The organism is Micromonospora fiedleri, assembly GCF_016774385.1.
GTDB classification, from domain to species: domain Bacteria; phylum Actinomycetota; class Actinomycetes; order Mycobacteriales; family Micromonosporaceae; genus Micromonospora; species Micromonospora gifhornensis.
Genome location: NZ_JAETXL010000006.1, coordinates 125203 through 147141 on the forward strand (window position 1 = coordinate 125203; position 21939 = coordinate 147141).

The 21939-nt window shown below is 72.1% G+C and carries 21 protein-coding genes and 1 pseudogene; 12 read left to right on the forward strand and 10 right to left on the reverse strand.

Translation table 11 applies throughout. From position 1 onward, the window contains the following. Positions 1-49: 49 nt before the first annotated feature. Together JMF97_RS17640 and JMF97_RS17645 are read right to left on the reverse strand one after the other, a co-directional pair. Positions 50-886 carry an undecaprenyl-diphosphate phosphatase gene (locus JMF97_RS17640; RefSeq protein WP_203222556.1) on the reverse strand — a complete coding sequence of 279 codons (837 nt, stop codon included), beginning with the start codon at positions 884-886 and terminating at the stop codon, positions 50-52. After that, entirely contained in the window at positions 883-1935 is a 1053-nt protein-coding gene (locus JMF97_RS17645) for an LLM class F420-dependent oxidoreductase (protein WP_203222557.1), read from the reverse strand. Before JMF97_RS17645 ends, JMF97_RS17640 begins: the two co-directional genes overlap by 4 nt. A 138-nt stretch (positions 1936-2073) precedes the next feature. On the opposite strand from JMF97_RS17645, the gene JMF97_RS17650 reads away from it, so the two are divergent. Both JMF97_RS17650 and JMF97_RS17655 read left to right on the forward strand, forming a co-directional pair. Next, on the forward strand, positions 2074-3045 hold the full coding sequence (locus JMF97_RS17650) for an aldo/keto reductase (protein WP_013734348.1): 972 nt from the start codon (positions 2074-2076) through the stop codon (positions 3043-3045). A gap of 69 nt (positions 3046-3114) precedes the next feature. Continuing rightward, a complete protein-coding gene (locus JMF97_RS17655) occupies positions 3115-3306 on the forward strand; it encodes a DUF5703 family protein (protein WP_013734349.1) in 192 nt (63 codons plus the stop codon). Between the two features lie 24 nt (positions 3307-3330). Here the strand turns inward: JMF97_RS17655 and JMF97_RS17660 are convergent, their stop codons facing one another. Beyond that, positions 3331-4056, reverse strand: a complete 726-nt coding sequence (locus JMF97_RS17660; protein WP_203222558.1) for a YoaK family protein — start codon at positions 4054-4056, stop codon at positions 3331-3333. Between the two features lie 302 nt (positions 4057-4358). Here JMF97_RS17660 and JMF97_RS17665 point away from each other — a divergent pair, with 302 nt between their 5' ends. After that, complete coding sequence (locus JMF97_RS17665) at positions 4359-6377, forward strand: helix-turn-helix transcriptional regulator (protein ID WP_203222559.1); 2019 nt, start codon at positions 4359-4361, stop codon at positions 6375-6377. 65 nt (positions 6378-6442) lie between these two features. Here JMF97_RS17665 and JMF97_RS17670 read toward each other — a convergent pair whose 3' ends face one another. After that, positions 6443-7588, reverse strand: coding sequence for a cupin domain-containing protein (locus JMF97_RS17670; RefSeq protein WP_203222560.1), 1146 nt, complete (start codon positions 7586-7588; stop codon positions 6443-6445). Continuing rightward, positions 7572-7817, reverse strand: a complete 246-nt coding sequence (locus tag JMF97_RS17675) for a hypothetical protein (protein WP_203222561.1) — start codon at positions 7815-7817, stop codon at positions 7572-7574. Before JMF97_RS17675 ends, JMF97_RS17670 begins: the two co-directional genes overlap by 17 nt. A gap of 213 nt (positions 7818-8030) precedes the next feature. Here JMF97_RS17675 and JMF97_RS17680 point away from each other — a divergent pair, with 213 nt between their 5' ends. Continuing rightward, on the forward strand, positions 8031-8780 hold the full coding sequence (locus JMF97_RS17680) for a DUF1275 family protein (RefSeq protein ID WP_238359576.1): 750 nt from the start codon (positions 8031-8033) through the stop codon (positions 8778-8780). A gap of 79 nt (positions 8781-8859) precedes the next feature. Here JMF97_RS17680 and JMF97_RS17685 read toward each other — a convergent pair whose 3' ends face one another. Then, a complete protein-coding gene (locus JMF97_RS17685; protein WP_013734355.1) occupies positions 8860-9507 on the reverse strand; it encodes a hypothetical protein in 648 nt (215 codons plus the stop codon). Positions 9508-9563: 56 nt separating this feature from the next. Continuing rightward, positions 9564-10892 (reverse strand): M20/M25/M40 family metallo-hydrolase, encoded by a 1329-nt coding sequence (locus JMF97_RS17690; RefSeq protein WP_203222562.1) that lies wholly within the window; start codon positions 10890-10892, stop codon positions 9564-9566. Positions 10893-11045: 153 nt separating this feature from the next. Between JMF97_RS17690 and JMF97_RS17695 the strand changes: the two genes are divergently transcribed. The 3 genes from JMF97_RS17695 to JMF97_RS17705 all read left to right on the forward strand — a co-directional run bounded on the left by JMF97_RS17695 (position 11046) and on the right by JMF97_RS17705 (position 12977). Next, positions 11046-11645, forward strand: a complete 600-nt coding sequence (locus tag JMF97_RS17695; protein WP_013734357.1) for a hemerythrin domain-containing protein — start codon at positions 11046-11048, stop codon at positions 11643-11645. Between the two features lie 77 nt (positions 11646-11722). Then, the gene (locus JMF97_RS17700) at positions 11723-12721 is read left to right on the forward strand and encodes a LysR family transcriptional regulator (RefSeq protein ID WP_203222563.1); all 999 of its coding nucleotides are present in this window, start codon (positions 11723-11725) and stop codon (positions 12719-12721) included. Positions 12722-12740: 19 nt separating this feature from the next. Further along, positions 12741-12977, forward strand: a complete 237-nt coding sequence (locus tag JMF97_RS17705) for a hypothetical protein (RefSeq protein WP_013734359.1) — start codon at positions 12741-12743, stop codon at positions 12975-12977. Positions 12978-13035: 58 nt separating this feature from the next. On the opposite strand, the gene JMF97_RS17710 is transcribed toward JMF97_RS17705, so the two are convergent. From JMF97_RS17710 to JMF97_RS17720, 3 genes are read right to left on the reverse strand one after another with little or no spacing between them, the layout of a single operon-like run. Beyond that, complete coding sequence (locus JMF97_RS17710) at positions 13036-13386, reverse strand: DUF3140 domain-containing protein (protein ID WP_203222564.1); 351 nt, start codon at positions 13384-13386, stop codon at positions 13036-13038. Next, positions 13386-13550, reverse strand: a complete 165-nt coding sequence (locus JMF97_RS17715) for a hypothetical protein (RefSeq protein WP_203222565.1) — start codon at positions 13548-13550, stop codon at positions 13386-13388. The genes JMF97_RS17710 and JMF97_RS17715 overlap by 1 nt, the downstream gene beginning before the upstream one ends. 30 nt (positions 13551-13580) lie before the next feature. Further along, positions 13581-16136, reverse strand: a complete 2556-nt coding sequence (locus JMF97_RS17720) for an ATP-dependent Clp protease ATP-binding subunit (protein WP_203222566.1) — start codon at positions 16134-16136, stop codon at positions 13581-13583. Between the two features lie 356 nt (positions 16137-16492). Between JMF97_RS17720 and JMF97_RS17725 the strand changes: the two genes are divergently transcribed. From JMF97_RS17725 to JMF97_RS17745, 5 genes and pseudogenes are all read left to right on the forward strand, one after another. Further along, positions 16493-16870 carry a hypothetical protein gene (locus tag JMF97_RS17725; protein WP_013734363.1) on the forward strand — a complete coding sequence of 126 codons (378 nt, stop codon included), beginning with the start codon at positions 16493-16495 and terminating at the stop codon, positions 16868-16870. Positions 16871-17110: 240 nt separating this feature from the next. Continuing rightward, the gene (locus JMF97_RS17730) at positions 17111-17371 is read left to right on the forward strand and encodes a hypothetical protein (RefSeq protein ID WP_013734364.1); all 261 of its coding nucleotides are present in this window, start codon (positions 17111-17113) and stop codon (positions 17369-17371) included. An 8-nt stretch (positions 17372-17379) separates the two neighbouring features. Next, positions 17380-18279, forward strand: a pseudogene (locus JMF97_RS17735) (hypothetical protein); the annotation flags it as partial. A gap of 316 nt (positions 18280-18595) precedes the next feature. Then, positions 18596-21259, forward strand: a complete 2664-nt coding sequence (locus tag JMF97_RS17740) for an FtsK/SpoIIIE domain-containing protein (RefSeq protein ID WP_203222568.1) — start codon at positions 18596-18598, stop codon at positions 21257-21259. Then, on the forward strand, positions 21256-21915 hold the full coding sequence (locus JMF97_RS17745; protein WP_203222569.1) for a hypothetical protein: 660 nt from the start codon (positions 21256-21258) through the stop codon (positions 21913-21915). The genes JMF97_RS17740 and JMF97_RS17745 overlap by 4 nt, the downstream gene beginning before the upstream one ends. Positions 21916-21939: the final 24 nt, after the last annotated feature.

Sequence of the window (21939 nt, forward strand, 5' to 3'; positions counted from 1 at the left end):
AAGCCGGGCACGGTCGCCCCAGCCCCCACCGCAACCACCCCAGAACCCGTCAGGTTGCGCTGATCGTCCCCGTCATCAGCAGAGCGAGGACCAGAGTGCCGACCGCCACCCGGTAGAGCACGAAGACGTACAACGTGTGGTGGGCGACGTAGCGCAACAGCCAGGCGATGGCCGCGTAGCCGACCGCGAACGCGATGAGCGTGGCGACGACCATCTGCGCGACGCTGGGCACCGAGGTGCCCGGGGCGGCGGGCTCGAAGACGTCACCGAGGCTGAAGATCCCGGACATCACCACTGCCGGGATGGCCAGCAGGAACGAGTAGCGGGCAGCCGTCTCCCGGGTGAGGTTGAGGAACAGGCCGAAGGTCAGCGTCGCGCCGGAGCGGGACACGCCGGGGATCAGCGCCAGCGCCTGGGCGAAACCCATGACGACGCCGTCGCGCATCCGGAAGTCCTTCAGGGTCCGGGTCTGCCGGCCCCAGTACTCGGCGAAGGCCAGGATGAAGGCGAACACGATCAGGGTGGTGGCGACCACCCACAGGTTGCGGGCGGTCTCCCGGATCTGGTCCTTGAACAGGAAGCCGAACAGGCCGATCGGGATGGAGCCGATGATCACGTACCAGCCCATCCGGTAGTCGAGGCTGGAACGGACCGACGAGTCCCAGATCCCGACCGTCCAGGTCCGGCCGATGCGCCAGATGTCCTTGGCGAAGTAGAGCAGGACGGCCGCCTCGGTGCCCAGCTGGGTCACCGCGGTGAAGGAGGCGCCCGCGTCCTGGTCGAAGAAGATCGCCGAGGTGATCCGCAGGTGCCCCGAGGAGCTGACCGGCAGGAACTCGGTCAGGCCCTGGACGATGCCCAGGACGATGGCTTCGATCCAGGTCACTCCCCGACTCCCGAGAGCTCCAGGGCCTCGGCGACGGTACGCAGCGTCTGCACCCCGCTGTCCCGGTCGGCCACGAAGAGCGTCACCGACAGGGTGGTCACGCCGGCCTCGGCGTACTCGCGCATCCGCTCGGCGATGCGTTCCTTCGGCCCGAGCAGCGACGTACGGTCGATGAACTCCAGCGGCACCGCGGCGGCCGCGTCGCGCTGCCGCTTGGCCAGGTAGAGGTCCTGGACCTCGCGGGCGGCGTCGCCGTAGCCCATCCGGGTGGCGAGCTGGTTGTAGAAGTTCTGCTGCCGGCTGCCCATGCCGCCGACGTACAGGGCGGCGTACCAGCGGACCAGTTCGGCGCAGGAGGCGACGTCGTCGCCGACCACGACCGGTACGGAGGGCACCACGTCGAAGCCGGCGAGTTCCTTGCCGGCGCGGGCCCGGCCGGCGGTCACCGAGGCGAGTTGCTCCTGGGCGTACTCGGGGGCGTAGAAGATGGCCAGCCAGCCGTCGGCGATCTCGCCGGCCAGTTCCAGGTTCTTCGGCCCGACCGCGGCCAGGTAGATCGGGATGTGCTCGCGCGGCGGGTGGAAGCCCAGCCGCAGCGCCTTGCCGGGCCCGTCGGGCAGCGGCAGGGTGTAGAACTGGCCGTCGTAGCTGACTTCCTTGCGGGCCACCGCCAGCTTGACGATGTCGACGTACTCCCGGGTGCGGGCCAGGGGCTTGCCGAAGCGTACGCCGTGCCAGCCCTCGGAGACCTGCGGCCCGGAGACACCCAGGCCGAGCCGGAACCGGCCGCCGGAGAGGGTGTCGATGGTGGCGGCGGTCATCGCGGTCATCGCCGGTGTCCGGGCGGGAATCTGCATCACGGCGCTGCCGATGTCGATCCGCTCGGTTTGCCCGGCCATCCAGGCGAGCATGCTCGGCGAGTCGGAGCCGTACGCCTCCGCCGCCCACACCACGGAGTAACCGAGCCGGTCCGCCTCCTGAGCCAGGGCCAGATGATCAGCCGGCGTGCTCCACGCTGTCTGGTATCCGAGGCTTAGCCCGAGTCGCACAGAGTCCTCCCCTATCCGCAGTCGCATCAGGTTACGCAATGGTGGCGGTAGGGACGATCACCGGCTCACCCCGAATCGCGAGCAGACTCGGCAGGAGCGAGGATATCGGTCTGGCCCGGTTCGAAATAAGGTTCAACCATGCAGCAGCGACCGCTCGGCCGAAGCGGGCTGGCGGTTTCCCGGCTCGCGCTCGGCACCATGACCTGGGGTCGGGACACCGACGCCGACGACGCGGCCGCCCAACTGAAGAGCTACCTCGACGCCGGTGGAAACCTCGTCGACACCGCCGACGTGTACGGCGACGGTGACGCCGAGTCGGTGATCGGCTCGCTGCTGGGCGGTCTGGTGCCGCGCGAGGAGTTGCTCATCGCCACCAAGGCCGGCCTGCGTCCCGGCGGCAGCCGGCGCCGCGACGGTTCCCGGGGGCATCTGCTGCGTACGCTGGACGCCTCACTGCGCCGGCTGGGCACCGACTACGTCGACCTGTTCCAGGTGCACGGCTACGACCCGCAGACCCCGCTTGAGGAGACCCTCGCGGCGCTGGACCATGCGGTGGCCAGCGGTCGGGTCCGTTACGTCGGCGTGTCGAACTTCTCCGGTTGGCAGACCGCGCGGGCGGCGGCCTGGCAGGCGGCCTGGCCAGGACGGGCCCCGGTGGTGGCCGCTCAGGTGGAGTACTCGCTGCTGGAGCGGGGGGTGGAGCGGGAGGTGCTGCCGGCCTGCGACGCGCTCGGGCTGGGTGTGCTGCCGTGGTCGCCGCTGGGCCGAGGGGTGCTGACCGGTAAGTACCGGCACGGTCGACCGGCCGACTCCCGGGCGGTCTCGCCCCATTTCGAGCGGTTCGTCGCCACCTATCTGGAGCCGCGCTGCTCCAGCATCGTGGAGGCGGTGGCGACCGCGGCGGGCGGCCTGGGGGTGTCGCCGCTGGAGGTGGCGCTGGCCTGGATCCGGGACCGGCCCGGGGTGACCGCGCCGATCCTCGGCGCCCGCACCTGCGGGCAGCTGCTCGGTGCGCTGCAGGTGGAGCGGATGACCCTGCCCGAGGAGATCACCACGGCGCTGGACGACGTCTCGGCGGTGGAGGTCGGCTACCCCGAGCGCGACGGCTGACCCGCACGTCCGAGGCGAGGTCAGCCGCAGGGTGGCGGTATGGGGGTCGGGCTGGGCAGCATAGGGCTCATGGACTACGAATACGCGCCGCTGCGGCTGCCGCCGAACGTCGACCGGTTGACCGCCGCGGCGCAGTTGGCGATTCAGGCGGAGTTCTCCGGCTGGGAGTTGGCCCGGGTACGGCTGTACCGGGACGGCACCCGACAGGTGGTGCTGCGCCGCCGTCGGGTCAACCAGCCGCAGCCGGGACTGTCGTACTGACGGTGGGCACGGCCCACGGGTGGGTCACGACCGGTGCCGGACCAGGGGCGCCACGGCCAGCAGGGCGACGGTAGCCCAGGCCGGCACCCACAGCGGTCGATGCTGTGCCATGGTCCCGAGCGCACCACCCACCGCGTAACCGGCGAGCGTCAACAGCCCGAGCAGGAAACCTTTTCTGGCCTTGGTGCGGCCCGTCGGTGGGCCGAGCAGCCAGCCGACGATCCGTTCACCGGTCTTCGCCACCGTGCCCGACTGGTAGGTGATGGTGGTGGCCACCCCGGCGGTGCGGACGAAGAGCGTGGCCAGGGCGCCCATCGCGAACCCGCCGACGGCGGCCAGCAGCGCCCGAAGCTGAGGGCTGTCCCGACCGTACTGGAACACCACGTTGAGCGCCGTCCACAGCGCGACGGCGGCAACGGCGACGGCAAGCCCACGGGACACCGGCGACCACCTGCTGTCCACCGCGCGCAGCCGGCTGGTCAGGCCCGTCCCGACCACGAACGACAGCATCGACGCCGCCGCCGTCGGCCACGCCGGATGCCCACCGGCCGGTCCGACGCCCAGGAACAGGACGTTGCTGGACTGGTTGCCCACGAAGGCCCCGTAATGCAGGAAAGCGAAGGCGTCCAGGAAACCGGCGACCACCGTGGTCACGCCCAGCACCACGATCGGATGGCGAAACTCGCGGTACGCATCCGCCAGGTCGGGCCCGGTCCGATTCGCCCCGGAGGACGGTTCGGCACGTGACATCGGTTCTCCACACCTGGCTGTCTGTTTCGGGCGGTCCCGTGGGGTTCGGCGTCGTTGCGACCGGGTGCCGACGACTTCGCAACTTACCGAACCACAGTTACCGAATGGGCGGATACCACCGAATAGCCTCGGTGCCCAATTCCGCCCACCGACAGCGGTGGATCGCCGAATTTTCCTCGCGTGCATCTCGGTTTCCGGTCCGAATCCGACCCTCGCCTGGTTAGCCTCGCCATAACGGCTCCCGACTGCCCGGTGGCGTCCGAGAGTCGAATTCGGGGAGGCACTGACCAAAGGTGATGGCGATGCCCGAGGCATCCGTGCAACGTCCCAAGATGTCCACCGGCGGGTCACCGGCGACAAGCGATATCGAGCGGTACGTCCTGCGGGTGGTCGCCATCGCCGACGCGCCCTGCGAACTCTGGTTCCTCGACCGGCTGCTGGCCCGCGCGGGCGTACCGACCTGGCCGGCGCTGGACGCCACGCTGGAAGACCTGCTCTCCCGGGGAACGCTCGTCGACAGCCCGGCCGGCCTGCGACTGGCCTCGCCGCGACTGCGCGACGCGGTGCTGGCCGACATTCCGGTATCCACGCAGCGGGGACTGCGGGAGAGCGCCGCCGAGGTGCTGGCCGACGCCGGCCGCCCGGCCCAGGCCGCCCGCCACCTGCTGCGGGCCATGCCGATCGCGGCGCAGAGCGCCCGAGCGTTGGCCGCCCGACTGGCGACCGATCCGGCGGTGGGTCCGACCCTCTCGGCGGACCTGCTGCTCGCGGGTGGGCCACCCGACACGGCCGATCGACTCCTGGACTGGCTCGTCGCCACCGCCGACAACCTCTTCCTCGCCGGGCGGCTCGCCGAGGCCATGCACCTGCTGCGCACCGAACTGGCCGTCGACCGGTACGGCCCACGCCAGCGTGCCCTGCTGCTGGGCCGGCTCGGCGCCTACCACGCCGCCCAGCGTCCCTCGCTGTCGATGACCTACCTGGAGCGGGCGCTGGACCAACACCTGGACGGTGCGCAGCGCAGCTGGACGCTCGCCATGCGGGCGTCGGTGGCCGCCCGGTTCGGCTACGACGACAGCGGTGACCTGCTGGCCGAGGCGCAGCACGCACATCGTGCCGTGCCCACCGCCGACGGCGAGATCCGGTTGGCGTTGGCGCAGGCAGCCCAGGCCACGGCCGCCGCCGACCTGCCCAGCGCCAGCCGGATCCTGCGCAACGTCGACGCCGACGCGCCGGCGGCCCGCAGCCAACAGGTCTTCCTGCGGGTCGACCGGATCGCCAACCAGCTCTCCCTCGGCCAGTTCACCGACGCGCGAAGCGCCCTCGACGCCGTCACCGACGAGATCGACACGCTCGGTGGCGTGGCCCGACCGCTGGTCACCGCGCTGGACTGCGTCGCTCGCCTCGCGGTGGGCGAGTTTGCCGAGGCCGGGGCACGGGCCCGGCTGGCCCTCGACGGGCCGCAGGCCGACGCGCTGACCGACGAGGCCCGCGCCACCCTGCTCGCCACCGTCGTGGAGGACCTGCTGCGTCGCGGCGAGGTCTCCATGGCCCGAGCCCTGCTGACGCCGGAGAAGCCGGCATTGGACTGGCCGGACGGCCTCCAGTGGTTCCACCTGGGCGCCGCCGCAGCCGCAGATCCCGAACCCGAACGGCACGCTCCCCTGCTCAGGGCGATCCTGGAGATGTCGAACCGGTCGGCGGCGCCCCTGCTGCTGGTGCCGCACCACGGCCCGCGGCTGGTCCGCACCGCCCTGCTGCTCGGCGACCGGCAGCACGCCCAGATCCTCGCCAGCCACCTGAAGCGGGTCGCCGGCACGGTGAACAACCGGCTCTGGCAGGGCATCGCCCATCATGCCGACGGGATCATCACCGGTGATCCCGCGGCGCTGGCCACGGCGGTGGCCCGGCTGCGTACCACGGCGGCACGTCCGGCGTTGGCCGATGCGCTGTTCGAGCTGGGCCGCTCGGCAGGCGTACCGCGCGACGAGGCGGTCGACGTCCTCGACGAGTGTGCCGCCCTCTACGCGCGGCTCGGCGCCACCGGCGACCACGACCGGGCGCGGCAGCACCGCCACCACCTCGGCACCGGTACGCGCACCCGCAACGTGGTCCGGCCCGAGGGGCCGGCCGCGCTGACCCCCGCCGAGGCGCGGGTCGCCGAACTGCTCGCCGGTGGCGCGACGAAACAGCAGGCCGCCGCCGAACTCTTCGTCTCGTTCCACACCGTCGACACCCACCTACGGGCGATCTACACCAAGCTCGGCATCCGCAACCGGGTACAACTGGCCCGCCTCTGGGACGCCCGCCCGCCCTCCTGACCTCCCACGACGCGGACACCACGACCGGGCGTGCTGGTCGTGGTGTCCGCGGGTGCGGCTCGTCCTCAGTGTCGCTGCACGGCGTTCTTCACCTTCGGCAGCACCTCGATGACCTGCCGCTGCATGTTGAGGGTGTCGGCGACGACCTGCGGCGGGACGTTGGCCAGCCACTGCGCCAGCGACATGTCCTCGAACTTGGCGGTGCGGAACAGTTCCAGGTAGACGAACGGCTCGTCGCCGAGGTTCTCGACGTAGTGGCCCAGCGAGATCGGCACGTAGCCGACGTCACCGCATTGCAGATTGAACGTGCGGGCCGTGGAGCCGCCGCTGAAGACCCCCATCCGGCCCTGGCCGGAGATGACGTACTGCATCTCGGCGCCGTTGGGGTGCCAGTGCAGTTCCCGCATCGCGCCCGGCTCCAACTCCACCATCGCCACCGTCGTGGTGGTCGCGGCGGCGAAGTTGGTCGAGTCGGCGATGCGTACGCTGCCACCCTCGAACCGCTCCGGCGTCTGGGAGAGGAACGCGTGCTTGAACGTACGCGGCACGTCGCCGGTGGGGCTGAAGACCCGCTGCTCGGCCAACGGCGGCGGCACCTGCCCGTGGAACATGTACTTCTCGCGCTCCGGCATGTTGCGCATCTGTTCCTCGGTCCAGCCGAAGTTCTTCGCGATCACCGACCGGGGCACGTGCGACAGGAAGTCGGTCAGCTGGAAGGTGGCGTCCTCGGAGTAACACCCGTCGTCGAAGACCAGCAGGAACTCCATGCCCTCCTCGAAGGCCTGGATGTAGTGCGGGATGCCCGCCGGGAAGTACCAGAGGTCGCCCTCCTTGACGTCTTCGAGGAAGTTGCGTCCCTCCTGGTCCACCGCCCCGATGCGGCCACTGCCCTTCAGCACGATCGACCACTCGGACTGGATGTGCCAGTGCAGTTCCCGGTACGCCCCCGGGTCGAGGCTCATGTCGATGATCGCCAGGTCGTGCGCGATCGGCAGGAGCCGGTCGGTGATCTCCCGGGTCCAGCCGCCGCTCTCCCGGCGGGTGTGCGCCAGCGAGAACGGGAACACCATGTTGGGCAGCAGACCGTCGTCGGTCGACGGCGGGGTGACCAGATCGGGATGGGTGTCGTCGATTGCCGGGTTACGCGGAAGCGTTCCGACCAGTGACCCGTTGCCGTTCGAGTGCATCCCGAACTCATCGGACTTGCGCATCGCGAACAACCTCTCGTTGAGGGGCCGCCAACTTGGCGACCCGGGATGGGACGAAGAGCGCGCGGACCCGCCCGGTGCCCTGGAGCGCGACCGCGAGTGGGATCGCGGCACAGAGGAAGGCGGCTGCCGCGATGCTCCAGATCGGCGCGTCGATGACGATTCCGACAGCGGCCAGAGCGGCGAACGAGTAGAACCTGACGCGCAGTCTGGCCATGGAAACCCGATCCATCGCGGACCTCCTTCGTCGTGGAGAAAGCGCCGGAAACGGTCCGGGAGTGAGGGCACGCCGACCGGCGCCCACAACTGCGATCCTGACGCGGAGGCGACGGATAGGGAATCACGCGATCGCGCCATTCGGCCGAATGCGACCTGGCGCGCAGACCGCCGCGGGGCGTGCCGAATCGGCGCCGTTTACGCGATTACCGGCCGGGTAGTGTGCGCAATGTCCAGTCGCCAGAACAGAACCGGACCATCGGGCCGGCCGTCACCGCAACGGTGGAACACCACGCAACTCGACTTCCGGTATCCGTTGTTCGCCCTGATGTTGGGAACCGGCCTGGCTGGCGTGGTCGACGCCTTCGCGTTTCTGCGTTACAAGGTGTTCGTCGGGATCCAGACCGGCAATGTGGCTTTCGTCGGCATGGGCCTGGCCGGGCACCTTCCGGCGTGGCCGTCCGCGGTGGCGTCGCTCGTCGCGTTCGGCCTGGGCGGTCTGCTCGGCGCCGGGCTGCGGAAGTTCCCCTCGATCGGTCCGCTGCGGCCACCCGGGTGGGAACTGCTGGCCCTGCTGGCCCTGCTGGTCCTCTGGGGCCTGGTCGACAGGTCCCTCGACTCGGGTCGGGACTCGTTGACCGAACGCACGGTGCTGACCGCGCTGTGCGCCTTCCCCGTCGGCATCCTCGGTGGGCTGGTCACCCGTACCTTCGGGGTGCAGACCGCGACGTCGTTCCAGACCGGCACGGTGCTGCGGACCACCCGGGGTCTCGCCGACTGGATCTTCGAGCGCGGTGACACCAGCGGCGCCCGACGGATCGCCGGGCTCGGCCTGCTGTGTCTGGCGAGCTACGCGATCGGCGGTTACGTCGGCGCGGCCAGCGAACCACGTCCGATCGTCACCTACGTGATCACCTGGGCGCTGATCGTGGTGATGCTCGTCCTGGCGCTGTTGAAGCGACCGACGCGTACGTCGTGATCCCCGTACCGCCGGGAAGCCCTACCGACGCCGAGCCGGCGCCGTCCTCGCGGACGACGCCGGCTCGGCGGTGTCGGTGTCAGTGCGCGTGCTCGGCCTCGTCGTCGAGGAACGGGTGCTCGTCGAGACGCCCGACGAGCCGGTCGTCGGCGGCCGGTTGGAACGGGCCGACCGGGTCGTCGTCGTCGAACGACTCCAGGTCGACCGGGGTGCCGACCTCGCTGACCATGACGACGCCGTCGAGCGGCTCCAGCTCGGGCACGTCCAGCGCGGACAGCGAGCCGTCGCCGCTCTGCAGCAGCTCCAGCACCGCCTCGCCGACGCCCTCCACCGGCGGCACCTCCTCCTCGGCGGGGATGCCCTCACGCCGGGCCGCCTCGGCAACGCGGATCAGCGCGGAGACGCTCGGCACCCGGTAGTCACGCCGCTGGCGTACCGAGATCACCTGGGGGTGCGGGTCGGTGGGCTCGACCCCGTCGGCCCCGGCGAAACGCTGGTCGACCTCGTCCGGGTCGATCGACTCGACATCCCACGGGGTGACCTCACCGAAGGCGTCCATGAGTTGCTCGTCGTAGGCGAAGGACGCGTTGTTCAGCGCGACGTACGCCCGCCAGACGTCGTCATCGTCGATCCGGCCCTGCGCGGCGCGGACGGCGGCCAGGTGGTGACGGGCCGCTTCGATCACGCGCTCGAGAGCGGCATCCAGCTCACCGTGCTGGTCGGTCATAGGAGGCGTCCCTTTCAGGCTGTTTCCGTGAAGTCCTGCCCGAACCGGGCGTGACATCAGCAGGTACGCAGGAACCGGTCGAGAACCCGCACGCCGAACTGTAGTCCGTCCACCGGAACCCGCTCGTCGATGCCATGGAACAACGCCGAGAAGTTCAGGTCGGCCGGCAGGCGCAGCGGCGCGAAGCCGAAGCAGCGGATGCCCAGTTGCGAGAACGCCTTGGCATCGGTGCCGCCGGAGAGCATGTACGGCACGGGGTGGGCACCCGGGTCCTCGGCGCGCAGCGCGGCCGACATGGCCTCGACCAGCGGGCCGTCGAAGGTGGTCTCCAGCGCCGGCTGACGTTGGATGTACTCGATCGCGATGTCCGGGCCGATCAGCTCCCGCAGCTGCCGCTCCAGCAGCTCGGACTGCCCGGGCAGGCTACGGCAGTCGATGGTGGCGCTGGCGCTGCCGGGGATGACGTTCTCCTTGTACCCGGCGGCGAGCCGGGTGGGGTTGGCCGTGTTGCGGATGGTGGCGCCGATGATGTTGGCGATCGGGCCGAGCTTGGCGATCGCCGTCTCCGGGTCCTCCGGGTCCAGCTCGATGCCGAGCAGCTCGGACACCTCCTCCAGGAAGGCCCGGACGGTGTCGGTGACGACCACCGGGAAGCGGTGCCGCCCGATCCGGGCCACCGCCTCGGCCAGCGCGGTGACCGCGTTGTCGTCGTGCACCATCGAGCCGTGCCCGGGGCGCCCCTTGGTGTGCAGGCGCAGCCAGTCGATGCCCTTCTCGGCGGTCTCGATCAGATACAGCCGCCGTGACTCGTCCACCGTGTACGAGAAGCCGCCGACCTCGCCGATGGCCTCGGTGCAGCCGTCGAACAGCTCCCGGTGCCGGCTGGCGAGGAAGTGCGCGCCGTAGTCGCTGCCCGCCTCCTCGTCGGCGGTGTACGCCAGCACGATGTCGCGCGGCGGGCGCACGCCGGTGCGCTGCCAGTGGCGTACCACCGCCAGGACCATCGCGTCGAAGTCCTTCATGTCGATGGCGCCCCGACCCCACAGGTAGCCGTCGCGCAGCTCGCCGGAGAAGGGGTGCACCGACCACTCGGCGGGGTCGGCCGGCACGACGTCCAGGTGGCCGTGCACGAGCAACGCTCCCCGGCTGGGATCGGTGCCGGGGATCCGGGCGATCACGTTGGCCCGGCCCGGCGCGGACTCGTGCAGCACCGATTCGACGCCGACCTCGGCCAGCTTCTCCGCGACGTACTCGGCGGCGAGCCGCTCGCCCGTGCTGGTGGCGTTGTCGCCCGTGTTCGTGGTGTCGATACGCAGCAGGTCCCGGCAGAGGTCGACGACCTCGTCGGTCGGCGCGGGAAGGGCGGGGTGGGCGTCACTCGTCATCGCCTCTTCATACCAGCCGCAGGTCACGCCCATGCAGCGCCGGTGCAGCCCGCCCCCTCGGCGGGAGGCGTTTCGGGGCCGACGGGTGCGGGTACTGCCCCGCGCCGAGGTTGCCATATCATCGGCGCTCCACCCGCCCGCCGAGGAGGGACCGTGTCCGTCCACCTGCCGCCGCTACCCCCCACTCCGGGCGACGGCTACCAGCCCGCCGGGCGTAGCATCGCCGCCACCATCGCCGAGGAGCACCAGCAGCTGCTGGCGTTGACCCACCGGCTGGTCGAGCCCGGCCCGGACCCCGCGCACGGGCGGGAGATCCTCGTCGCCGCCCTGTCCCGGCACCTGTCGGCCGAGGAGCAGTACCTGCTGCCCGCCGTCCGCCAGGCGCTGCCCGACGCCGACGAGCCGGTCGCCGAGGTGCTGGCCGGTGACACCGCCCTGCTGATGGCGCTGCGAGGGCTGACCGACGACCGGCTGGCGATGGTCGCCCAACTGGTCGAGACGCACGTGACGGCGGTCGACGCGCTGGTGCAGCGGTTGTGTGACGCCGCCACCGAGGAGGAGCTGGTCCGGCTCGGCAATCGGCTGGAGATCGCCGAGGAGGCCGCGCCCACCCGCCCGCACCCCGGCGTCCCGCACACCCCGCCGTGGAACCGCATCGTCGAGCCGGCGGTGGCGCTTGTCGACAAGCTCCGCGACGCGGTCACCGGTCGACACACACAGCTGAGCGAGCTGAAGGATCTGCCACCACGCTGAGTGAGCCAGGACATGTTCATGGTCGTTGATTCGTCCAGGCACTACCGCCAACTGCTCCGTGGCCCTACCGTCACGCTATGAATCTGGAGTTGCGCCACCTGCGGGTGGTCTGCGCGATCGCGGAGACCGGGAGCGTGACCAAGGCGGCCTCGACTCTCGGACTGGCTCAACCGGCGCTGACCGCCCAGCTCCAGCGCATCGAGCGGACCCTGGGCGGGCCGCTGTTCGAACGGGACCGCCGGGGGGCCCGGCCCACCGCGCTCGGCGAGCTGGTGCTGGCCCGGGCCCGGGTGCTGCTGCCGGCGATGAAGGGCCTTCAGGACGAGGCGGCCCGGCTGGCCGGCGCGGGGGACGCGCCGCGCCGCTACCGCTTCGGCGGGGTGAACAGCCCGATCCTGGGACGGCTGGTACACCGGCTCGCCGCCGAACAGCCACAGGCCCAGATCACCACGTACGCGTCGTGGTCGGTGGACGAGTTGGCCCAACTGGTCGCCGGTGGGCGGTTGGACTACGCGTTGACCGGGGTGTGCGGCGATTCCACCCCGTCGGCCGACTACGGGCTGAGCTGGCGGGAGGTCGCCGTCGACCCGGTCATGGTGCTGCTGCCGGAGACGCACGCGCTGGCCGACCGGGACGAGGTGGCGCTGGCCGACCTGCGTCACGAGCAGTGGGTGGCGGCGCCGGGAGACGGCTGCTTCGGTGACTGCTTCGCCGCCGCCTGCGCCCGCGCCGGCTTCACCCCCCGCAAGGTGTACGAGGCCGACGTGCGCGGCTGCATCGACCTGGTGGACGCCGGTGAGGCGGTGGCGTTGTGCCAGGCCACGTTCCGGCCGGTGGCCGGGTTGGTGACCCGGCGGTTGGCCGGTACGCCGCTGCGGTGGCGGCTGATGCTGGGCTGGCATCCCGAGTCTCCCGCCGCCCGGATGGCCGACCTGGTGCTGGAGACGGCGCTGACCTCGTACACCGACTCGCTCGCCCCGCACCCGGCGTACCTGGCCTGGTTGTTGCGCAACCCGTCGTTCGGTTTGCGGTCGACGGTGCCGGTGGTGGTCGACCCGCGGGTGCGAACGGCCTGATGGTGGGTAAAGGGCGGCCATGACCGACCTCTATCCCGCCGCCGACGACCGCGAGGTCCTGCGCGAGGCGGCCGCGCGGCACACCACCGCCGTGCGGGACGTGGAAGCGTTCCTCCGCCGGCTGCCGGAGGTGCCCGACCCGGCCGACCTGACCGAGTACGCCAACCTGATCACCCGTGAGGAGCAGGCCCGCGCCGACCGGCAGGCCGCCGCGGACGCAGCCGGGCTGGACTTCCCCAGCCTGGGCACCGAGTAGCGCCGACGCCGCCGTCGCGGCCCGAACCGGGGCCGTGACGGCGGCGTCGTGGGTCGGCCTACCGCTCGACGAGTACGTCGTGTCCGAGGTCCAGCAGGGAGTGCCGCCACTCGTCGTCGGCGTTGCCCCGGCTGGGTTTGGCCGCGGTGAGGTCCCGGATGCGGTCCACCGCCTCGCGCATCACCTCGATGTCCTCCGGCGTCAGGTCGACCTTGCGTTTGCGCAGCACGGCGAGGATCTGCCGGCCCGGTTCGGGCAGGTCCAGGTCCGGGTTCGGGCCGAACGCCTCCTCGCCGGAGCCGCGGGTCAGCAGCCACTGCCGCAGCTGTTCGGACGGCACGTTGACCTCGGCGTGGAAGTCCTCCCAGAGCACTTCCACCTCGGGGTCGAGTCGCTGTTCGCGTACCATCAGCCCTCCTCTGCCGACGGCGACCCGGGTGTTTCCGGGTGCCCTTTGTCGATCTGCCCGCCCGGCCCCTCCGCCGGCACCTGCACCCGGGCGGGGTTGGCCGTCGGCGGCGCCACGATCGGGTCGGCACGGTCGTCGTCGCGGATCTCCTCCGGTTCGGTCATCTGTACCCTCCCCGTGCAGGGACATTCCGGTCAGCGCGGATGGGTGGTCGAGGCGGCCGTGTGGGCGCGTGACCCGGCCGACACGTCGAAGCTGAGCTGACCGTCCTGGACGTCGACGGTGATCTTCTGGCCCGGGGAGAGTTGCTGTTCCAGCAGCATCCGGGAGAGCTGGTTGTCCACCTCGCGCTGGATGACCCGGCGCAGCGGCCGGGCGCCGAACTCCGGTTGGTAGCCGTGTTCGGCGAGCCAGTCGACACCGGCGGTGGTGAAGTCCACCTCGATGTCCTGGGCGTGCAACCGGCGGCGGGTCTCCTCCAGCAGCAGCCCGGTGATCTGGCGCAGCTGCGCGGCCTCCAACCGCCGGAAGATGATCACTTCGTCGATGCGGTTGAGGAACTCCGGGCGGAAGTTCTCCTGCAACCGGCGCATCAGGCGTTCCCGCAGCTCGTCGCTCTCCTGATCGCTGCCGGGCGCGCCGGCACCGAAGCCGACGGCCCGCTGACTACCGGTGATCAGCTCGGAGCCGAGGTTGCTCGTCATGATCAGGACGGTGTTCTTGAAGTTGACCGTCCGACCCTGGCTGTCGGTGAGCCGCCCGTCGTCGAGCACCTGCAACAGGATGTTGAACACGTCGGGGTGCGCCTTCTCGATCTCGTCGAGCAGCACCACCGCGTACGGGCGGCGGCGCACCGCCTCGGTGAGCTGACCGGCCTCCTCGTACCCGACGTAGCCGGGTGGGGCGCCGACGAGCCGGCTGACCGTGTGGCGTTCCTGGAACTCGCTCATGTCCACCCGGACCATTCGGTCCGCCTCGCCGAACAACGCCTCGGCCAAGGCCCGGCCCAGCTCGGTCTTGCCCACGCCGGTGGGCCCGAGGAACAGGAAGCTGCCCATCGGGCGGTTCGGGTCGGCCAACCCGGTACGCGACCTGCGTACCGCCTCGGCCACCGCGTTGACCGCGTCGTCCTGCCCGATGACCTTCTCGTGCAGGTGGCCCTCCAGGCGCAGCAGCCGGTCCCGTTCCTCCTCGGTGAGTTGGCTGGCGGGGATGCCGGTGGCCCGGGAGACCACCTCGGCGATCTCGTCCGGCCCCACCTCGGGCACCTGGCTGCCGGTGCCTTCGTCGCCGCGGGCGCGGCCGACCTGCTCCTCCAACTCGGCGACCCGATCGCGCAGGGCGGAGGCGCGCTCGTACTGCTCGTCGGCGACCGCCTGCTCCTTGTCCCGGCGTACCTCTTCGAGTTGCTGTTCCAGGTCGCGGACGTCGGCGGCGGGAGTACGGGTGCGCAGCCGGACCCGGGCGCCGGCCTGGTCGATCAGGTCGATCGCCTTGTCCGGCAGGTACCGGTCGGTGATGTAGCGGTCGGAGAGTTCGGCGGCGGCGACCAGCGCCTCGTCGGTGAACCGCACCTGGTGGTGCGCCTCGTAGCGGTCGCGCAGGCCGCGCAGGATGGCCACGGTGTCCTCGCCGCTGGGCTCGGGCACGAACACCGGCTGGAAGCGTCGGGCCAGCGCGGCGTCCTTCTCGATGCTGCGCCGGTACTCGTCAAGGGTGGTCGCGCCGATCACCCGCAACTCACCCCGGGCCAACGCCGGTTTGAGCATGTTCGAGGCGTCCATGCCGCCCTCGCTGCCGGCGCCGCCCGCACCGACCAGGGTGTGGATCTCGTCCAGGAAGATGATCAGCTCCTCCCGGTGCGCCCGGATCTCGTCGATCACCTTCTTCAACCGCTCCTCGAAGTCACCCCGGTAGCGGGTGCCGGCCACCAGACCGGCCAGGTCGAGCTGGATGACCCGCTTGCCGAGCAGGGTCTGCGGCACGTCACCGTCGCAGATCCGCTCGGCCAGGCCCTCCACGATCGCGGTCTTGCCGACGCCGGCCTCACCGATGAGCACCGGGTTGTTCTTGGTCCGCCGGGACAGGATCTCCACCGCCTGCTCGATCTCGGCGGCCCGCCCGATGACCGGGTCGATCTGGTCGTTCCGGGCCAACTCGGTGAGATCCTGGCCGTACTGGTCGAGGGTGGGGGTGCCGCGATCCGGGCGTGGGTTGGTCATCGGCCCGCGCTCGGCGTTGGCCGCCTGCAACGACTCCGGCTGGATCCGGCCCGCGGCGAGCATCCGCCCGGCCGGCGACTCCGGGTTCAGCGGCAGCGCCATCAGGATGTGCTCGGGGCCGATGTAGTTCGCGCCCATCGCCCGGGACAGTTGGTGGGCGTCCAGCAGAGCCCGCTTGGCCGCCGGGGTCAACGACAGGTTCGGCGGCACCTCACCCTGTGGGGCGCCGTCACCGCGCCCACCCAAGGCGTTGACCAGGGTGTCCGGGTCCGCGCCGGCACGGCGTACCAGATCCCGCAGCGGTTCGCGTTGCAGCGCGGCCCAGAGCAGATGGTCGGTGTCCAGGTCGTTGCTCTTCTTCTGCGCCGCCCGGCGTGCGGCGTCGGCCAGCATCTCCCGGGCGTCGGCGGTCATCAGCCGGGTGATGTCGACCCGGTGCGCGGGCCGCCGCCCGCCCTCGCCCCGACCGAAGTACCGGGCCAGGAACTCGTCCCACGGGTCCGAACCGAAGTCGCCGGGTCCAATCATGTCTGTCCTCCGCGGTCGGGCGCGAGACGGGTCGGCACCGGCTACCCGGCCCTCGGCCGGACAAACGCCACCCCGCACCACCCGGACGAGCGAGCCCACCGGCCGACGGCTTGATCGACTCGCCGCCGGCGGGCTGCGGGCAGCGGGCATGATCGACTCGGTTTCGCCGTAACGGCGGTATCCACGGGAGCGGGATACCGCCATAGCGCCGAAACTGTCGGCGCGGCGGGCCGGTCGGCGCCAATGGCGGTGTCCGCCGGAGTGGGATGCCGCCGTTTCGCCGATAGGGTCGGCGCGGGACGGTTGCTCGGCGCGGCGGTCGCGCGGGACGACCGGCCGGGTGGCATGGTGAGCCGATGAACGCGACTCCGCTGCTCATCGTGGACGCCGCCAACGTGGTCGGATCCCGGCCGGACGGCTGGTGGCGGGACCGCGCCGGGGCGACCGCTCGACTGCGCGACACCCTGGTGCCGCTGGGTGGGCAGGGCGTGCCGCCGGAATTACCCCCGCCGGTCGAAGTGGTGCTGGTCGTGGAGGGTGCGGCCCGCGAGGTACCCGGGGTCGACGGGGTGCGGGTGGTCTCCGCCGCCGGCTCCGGCGACGACGCGGTGGTCGAGTTGGTCGCCGGAGCCGGTGACCGCCGTCGTCTGGTGGTCACCGCCGACCGCGCGCTGCGGGACCGGGTCACCGTGCTCGGTGCCGAGGTGTACGGCCCACGCTGGCTCCGCCCCTGACCCGGCCCGCGTCGACTCCAGCCCCACCAACCCGACCCATGTCGACTCCGGCCCGGAACAGCCGCCGACCGTGTCTCGATCACTGTTGGTGATCTTCCGACCCCGGGTCCCACGAATCGGACTCACGTCTCCCGTGGTCGACAACCGGTCAGCTGGGCAGCAACACTGACAGGGCGGATGTTCGTTTCCCAACCGGCATAGGCTCTAATGGAGTCCTCCCCGCCCCCAGGAGGTTCCCGCGTGGCGAGCGTCGCCGAGCTCAAGGCAGCCATCGACATAGCGCTCCAACAGATCGGTGACGGCCAGAGCGCCGTGCAGGCTGCCGGCGAGAAACTGGCCGAGGCGCAGCAGACGCTCGCCGGCGCGTTGGAGGGCAGTGGGCACACCACCGTCGAGGCGGCGCAGGCGTCGCTGACCCAGGCCAGTCAGGAGCTTGAGGAGTGCCTCGCCGCGACGCTCGTCGCGGTCGAGCAGGCCCAGCAGTACGTCGCGACGCTGTAGGGGCCGGCGTGTCCATCGTCGAGGATGTCGGCGCGCAGGTCCGGGCCGCCGCCGAGGAACTGCCCCTGGGTCTGCTGACGCAGGCGTTGGAGAAGTTCGGGCTGGCCACCGAGCGGCTGCGCTGGGTACGCCAGGAGTCCGCCAACCCGATGGGGGTGCCGGAGCTGTCCGCCGCCACCGAGCACGCCGAGACCGCGGGCTACGCGCTGCGGATCGCCCAGGAGCAGCTCACCGCGTACCTGGCGGCGATCGGACTGGCACCCGACGGGGCCGCACCGCCGGCCGGGGCGCCGGAGCGTCGACCCGTGCACGACGATCCGCGGGCAGCCGGGCCGGTGGCCGACGCCGTGCCGGAGCCCGCCGGCGACGTGCGGCTGCGCCGCTGGTGGGCGGTACGGGTGGCGGAGCTGACCGGTGGGCGCGAGGGCCCGGCCGAGCAACCCGACGACCGGGTCACCGACTCCCAGGAACTGCTGCGCCGGGTGGTGCGTGGCGTACGCGCCGGCGACCGCGACCGGCTGCACCGGGAGCTGCGCGGGGCCCACGCGGACGTGGGCATGGGTCTGGCCGCGGTGGCGCCACCGCTGCTGCGCGACCTCGCCGGGCAACTGCTCGGCCACCCGCCGCGCGGTGACGATCTGCCTCGGCTGCACCGCGAGCTGGACGGCCGAGTCCGTGACCTGCTGCCCGGCCTGCCCCCTCCGGTGCTGGACACCCTGCTGACCCGGGTCTGCCGGATGCCGCCGCCGCGTCGCGGCAACGACGACCAGCCGCACGCCGCCGACCCGGCGGTCACCGCCGGTGTGCTCACCGGCGTGCTGCTCGACCGCCTCGGCCGGGACCTGCCGGACGCGGGCAGCACCCCGCCGACACCGAACACCGGCGGCACCCCGTCAACACCGAGCACAGGGGGCCCGTCAACGCCTCGGACCGGCGGCGCCCCGTCGGTGCCTCACGCGGGCAGCACCCCGTCGAGGCCGACCACGGCTGGCACCCCGTCGGCGCCTTACACGGGCAGCACCCCGTCGAGGCCGAACACGGCTGGCGCCCCGCCTCACGGGGGCAGCACCCGGACGACGCCGAGCACGGGCGGTACACCGTCGACACCGGACGCGACCAGGCCCGTCGGCCAGCGCCCGCCCAGGCGGGAGGCACCGTGGGATGGGCCGCCGAGACGGCCGATCGCCGAGCACGGGATGGCCGGCCGGCCCGGGAACGGGATCGATGGCTGACCGGCGCAACCAGCTGGTCGCCCGGGTCCGGGAACTGCTCGCCGACGCACTCGGCGCGTCCCGGAACAGGTCGGCCGCCGCACAGACCGCCGTGACGACCGCCCGGGAGCGGGCGGTGCGGGTACGTCGGGCCGCGCTGGGCGTACCGCAGCGGGTGGGTGCCGAACGCGACCGGCGGCTCGCCGAGATCGACGCCCAGCACACGTCGCGGCTCGCGGCCCTGGCCCGGCAGGCGGCCGAGGCCGCGACCCGGGAGGCGCCCGGGGCCGGTTCGGCCCCGTGGGCGCAGTGGCGACCGACCCCCGCCGGGCGGGGCGAACCGCCGGGCGCGACCCGCATCGGTACGGTGCAGCTGCCCGAGGCCGAACCGGTGCCGGCGCTGGTGGCGCTGCTCGACGGCGGCCACGTCGCCCTCGACGGGGACGCCGAGGGCTGTGCCGCCGTGGTGTCCGCGCTGCTGCTGCGCAGCCTCGGCCGGGCCGCGCCGGGCGACGTGCGGGTGGTCGGCTACGACCCCGATCATCTGGGCGGCGGACTGGCCGGATTCGCCCCGCTGGGCACCGCCGGGCTGCTCACCTTCGTCGGGCCGGGTGGACTGGGCCGGCTGCTGGACGACCTGGTGGAGCAGATCCGCCGGATCAACGAGACGGTGCTCGCCGGGGAACACGCCACGCTGCGCGAGTTGGCCGCCGCCACCGGTCGCCGACCGGAGCCGTGGCGGGTGGCGGTGCTGCTCGGCGGGGAGGAACTGTCCCGGCACGAACGCGGGCAACTCGACCGGGTGGTCCGGGCCGGTGCCGCGTGCGGCGTACACCTGATCGTGCGGGGGGTGCCGCTGCCGGAGGATCCGACGGTCACCCGGGTGCGGGCCACCGGGGCCGACGCCCGGATCGGCACCCTGCCGGTACGCCTGGACCCGCCCCCACCTGCCACCCTGGTCACCGAGACCTGCCGTCAGATCGCCACGGTGGTCAGCGCCGGTCCCGCCCCCACCCCGTTCACCGACCTGCTGCCCTCACCGGAGCAGATGTGGCAGGAGGACTCGGCGACCGGGCTGACCGCGCCGATCGGCGAAGGGCCGCACGGCCGGCCGGTGCTGGTCACCCTCGGCGACTATCCACCGCACGCGCTGATCGGCGGCCCGTCCGGCACCGGCAAGACCAACCTGATCTTCGCCTGGATCGGCGCGCTCGCCGCCCGCTACTCCCCCGCCGAGTTGGAGTTCTACCTGCTCGACTTCAAGGAGGGGGTGTCCTTCGCCCGGTTCGCGCAGGGCCGGCGGGACCCGAGCTGGTTGCCGCACATGCGGCTGGTCGGCATCAACGTCAACACCGACCGGGAGTTCGGTCTGGCGCTGCTGCGGTTCCTCGCCGAGGAGCTGCGCCGCCGCGCCGACGCGGCGAAGAAACACGAGGTCACCAAGCTGGCCGAGCTGCGTACGGTGGACCCGACCGGCCACTGGCCCCGGATCGTGGCGGTGGTGGACGAGTTCCAGATGCTGCTGGCCGGGCGGGACGCGGTGGCCCGGGAGGCCGCCGACCTGCTGGAGGACCTGGCCCGGCGCGGTCGTTCCCAGGGCATCCACCTGGTGCTGGCCTCCCAGGACGTACGCGGCATCGAGGCGTTGTGGGGTCGTCCGGCGCTTGTCGCCCAGTTCACGCTGCGCATCGCGCTGCCCAAGGCGCTGCGGATCCTGGCCGAATCCAACGACGCCGCGCAGTCGCTGCCGAAGTTCCACGCGGTGGTCAACGCCGAGTCGGGCCTGCCCGACGGCAACGAGGTGGCCCGGATCCCGTCGGCCAGCGACTGGGAGACCTGGAGCGAGCTTCAACACCGGCTGTGGCGGATGCGGCCGGCCGAGGCGGCACCGGCGCGGCTGTTCGACGGCGACGCGATCCCCCGGTTGGCCGACGCGCCGGACTTCCGGGCGTTGACGGCACCGGAGGTCGGCACACCCCGCAACCCGGTCGCGCTGCTCGGCGAGATCATCGACGTACAGGCGCGGTCGGCGGCGCTGCGACTGCCCCGCGCTCCCGGACGGAACCTGGCCGTGCTCGGCACCCGGGTCGACGAGGCGTGCGCGGTGCTGGACGCGGCCGCCCGGTCCCTGGCCCGACAGCACCGCCCTGGTACCGCCCGGTTCTCCATCGCCTGCCTGGACCAGGACGCCGACCCGGCGACCCGAGCCCTGTACGAGGACCTCGCCGACGACGCCGCCTGGTACGACGAGGAGAGCGTGGCCGAACTGTTGGCCGAGACCGCCGACGGGCTGGGTGCGCCGGGATCCAGCAGCGCACCGCACTACCTGCTGCTGTTCGCCGTCGACGCGGCAGCCGGCGCGCTGGCCGCCCGCACCGGACGGGCGACCGGTGCGGCACACCTGCGCCGCATCCTGCACGACGGCCCAGAACGGCGTACGCATGTGCTGGCGTGGTGGCGGGGGGTGGCCCGGATGCGCGCCGACCTGGGCGGACCGGCCGCCCGCACCGACCAGATCGGGGCCTGGGTGGCGCTGGACACCCACGGCGGGGAGTTGGGCTCGCTGCACCCTGGCACGGGGCCGGACTGGTATCCCCGGCCGTGGCGCGGGCTCTTCTTCGACCGGGCGGTCCACCGCACCGGACAAACCATCATCCCCTATGGACCGTCCCGATGAACGAACCGGTGACCAGCCAGACGTACGCGGCCCAACTGCGGCGGCTCGCCGAACTGACCGCACGGGTGCAGCAACAGCGGGATGAGGCACACGCCTGGTACGAGCAGCAGTGCGCGGCGGCCGACCGGGCGGTGGCCGAGTCGGCCGAGGAGGTCAACCGGGCCGAGCGGGAACTGGCCGCGGCGCGGGAGACGCAGGAACGGGTCGACGCCGAGGTCGCCGTGCTGTGGCAGGAACTCAACGCCCGGCTCGGCGGTGGCGGACGACGGGCGGGCGCACCCCCGGCACCGACACCCGACGCCACCGGCGACCCGTTGCCACTGTTGGAGGGGGCACGCGACCTGCTGCGCCGTACCCGTCAGCGGGGCGAACTGCCGGGCAACGTCAACCCGCTGATGCTGCTGTGCGGGCTGGGCGGCGCTGTGCTGGCGTACGCCCTGGGGGCCGGTGCCCGTGCCCTCGGCGACCGCACCGACGGTGAACTCGCCGTCGGCCTGCCCGTGCTGGCCCTGGTGATCACGCTCCTCGGCCCGGTGCTGGGCCTGATCCCGGCCCGCCTGATCGCCGACCGCCGCCACGCCACCCTCACCCCCCGCCCCGTCCTCCTGGTCATAACCGCCGGCCTGACCACCACCCTCCTCCTCCTCGCTACCTGACCCCCACCCCCTCGCCCCGCCGCA

Coding starts and splice junctions, on each gene's coding strand:
- JMF97_RS17650 (WP_013734348.1), top strand. CDS start 2,074: ATGCAGCAGCGACCGCTCGGCCGAAGCGGGCTGGCGGTTTCCCGGCTC.
- JMF97_RS17655 (WP_013734349.1), top strand. CDS start 3,115: ATGGACTACGAATACGCGCCGCTGCGGCTGCCGCCGAACGTCGACCGG.
- JMF97_RS17660 (WP_203222558.1), bottom strand. CDS start 4,056: ATGTCACGTGCCGAACCGTCCTCCGGGGCGAATCGGACCGGGCCCGAC.
- JMF97_RS17665 (WP_203222559.1), top strand. CDS start 4,359: ATGCCCGAGGCATCCGTGCAACGTCCCAAGATGTCCACCGGCGGGTCA.
- JMF97_RS17670 (WP_203222560.1), bottom strand. CDS start 7,588: ATGCGCAAGTCCGATGAGTTCGGGATGCACTCGAACGGCAACGGGTCA.
- JMF97_RS17675 (WP_203222561.1), bottom strand. CDS start 7,817: ATGGATCGGGTTTCCATGGCCAGACTGCGCGTCAGGTTCTACTCGTTC.
- JMF97_RS17680 (WP_238359576.1), top strand. CDS start 8,031: ATGTCCAGTCGCCAGAACAGAACCGGACCATCGGGCCGGCCGTCACCG.
- JMF97_RS17685 (WP_013734355.1), bottom strand. CDS start 9,507: ATGACCGACCAGCACGGTGAGCTGGATGCCGCTCTCGAGCGCGTGATC.
- JMF97_RS17690 (WP_203222562.1), bottom strand. CDS start 10,892: ATGACGAGTGACGCCCACCCCGCCCTTCCCGCGCCGACCGACGAGGTC.
- JMF97_RS17700 (WP_203222563.1), top strand. CDS start 11,723: ATGAATCTGGAGTTGCGCCACCTGCGGGTGGTCTGCGCGATCGCGGAG.
- JMF97_RS17705 (WP_013734359.1), top strand. CDS start 12,741: ATGACCGACCTCTATCCCGCCGCCGACGACCGCGAGGTCCTGCGCGAG.
- JMF97_RS17710 (WP_203222564.1), bottom strand. CDS start 13,386: ATGGTACGCGAACAGCGACTCGACCCCGAGGTGGAAGTGCTCTGGGAG.
- JMF97_RS17715 (WP_203222565.1), bottom strand. CDS start 13,550: ATGACCGAACCGGAGGAGATCCGCGACGACGACCGTGCCGACCCGATC.
- JMF97_RS17720 (WP_203222566.1), bottom strand. CDS start 16,136: ATGATTGGACCCGGCGACTTCGGTTCGGACCCGTGGGACGAGTTCCTG.
- JMF97_RS17725 (WP_013734363.1), top strand. CDS start 16,493: ATGAACGCGACTCCGCTGCTCATCGTGGACGCCGCCAACGTGGTCGGA.
- JMF97_RS17740 (WP_203222568.1), top strand. CDS start 18,596: ATGGCTGACCGGCGCAACCAGCTGGTCGCCCGGGTCCGGGAACTGCTC.
- JMF97_RS17745 (WP_203222569.1), top strand. CDS start 21,256: ATGAACGAACCGGTGACCAGCCAGACGTACGCGGCCCAACTGCGGCGG.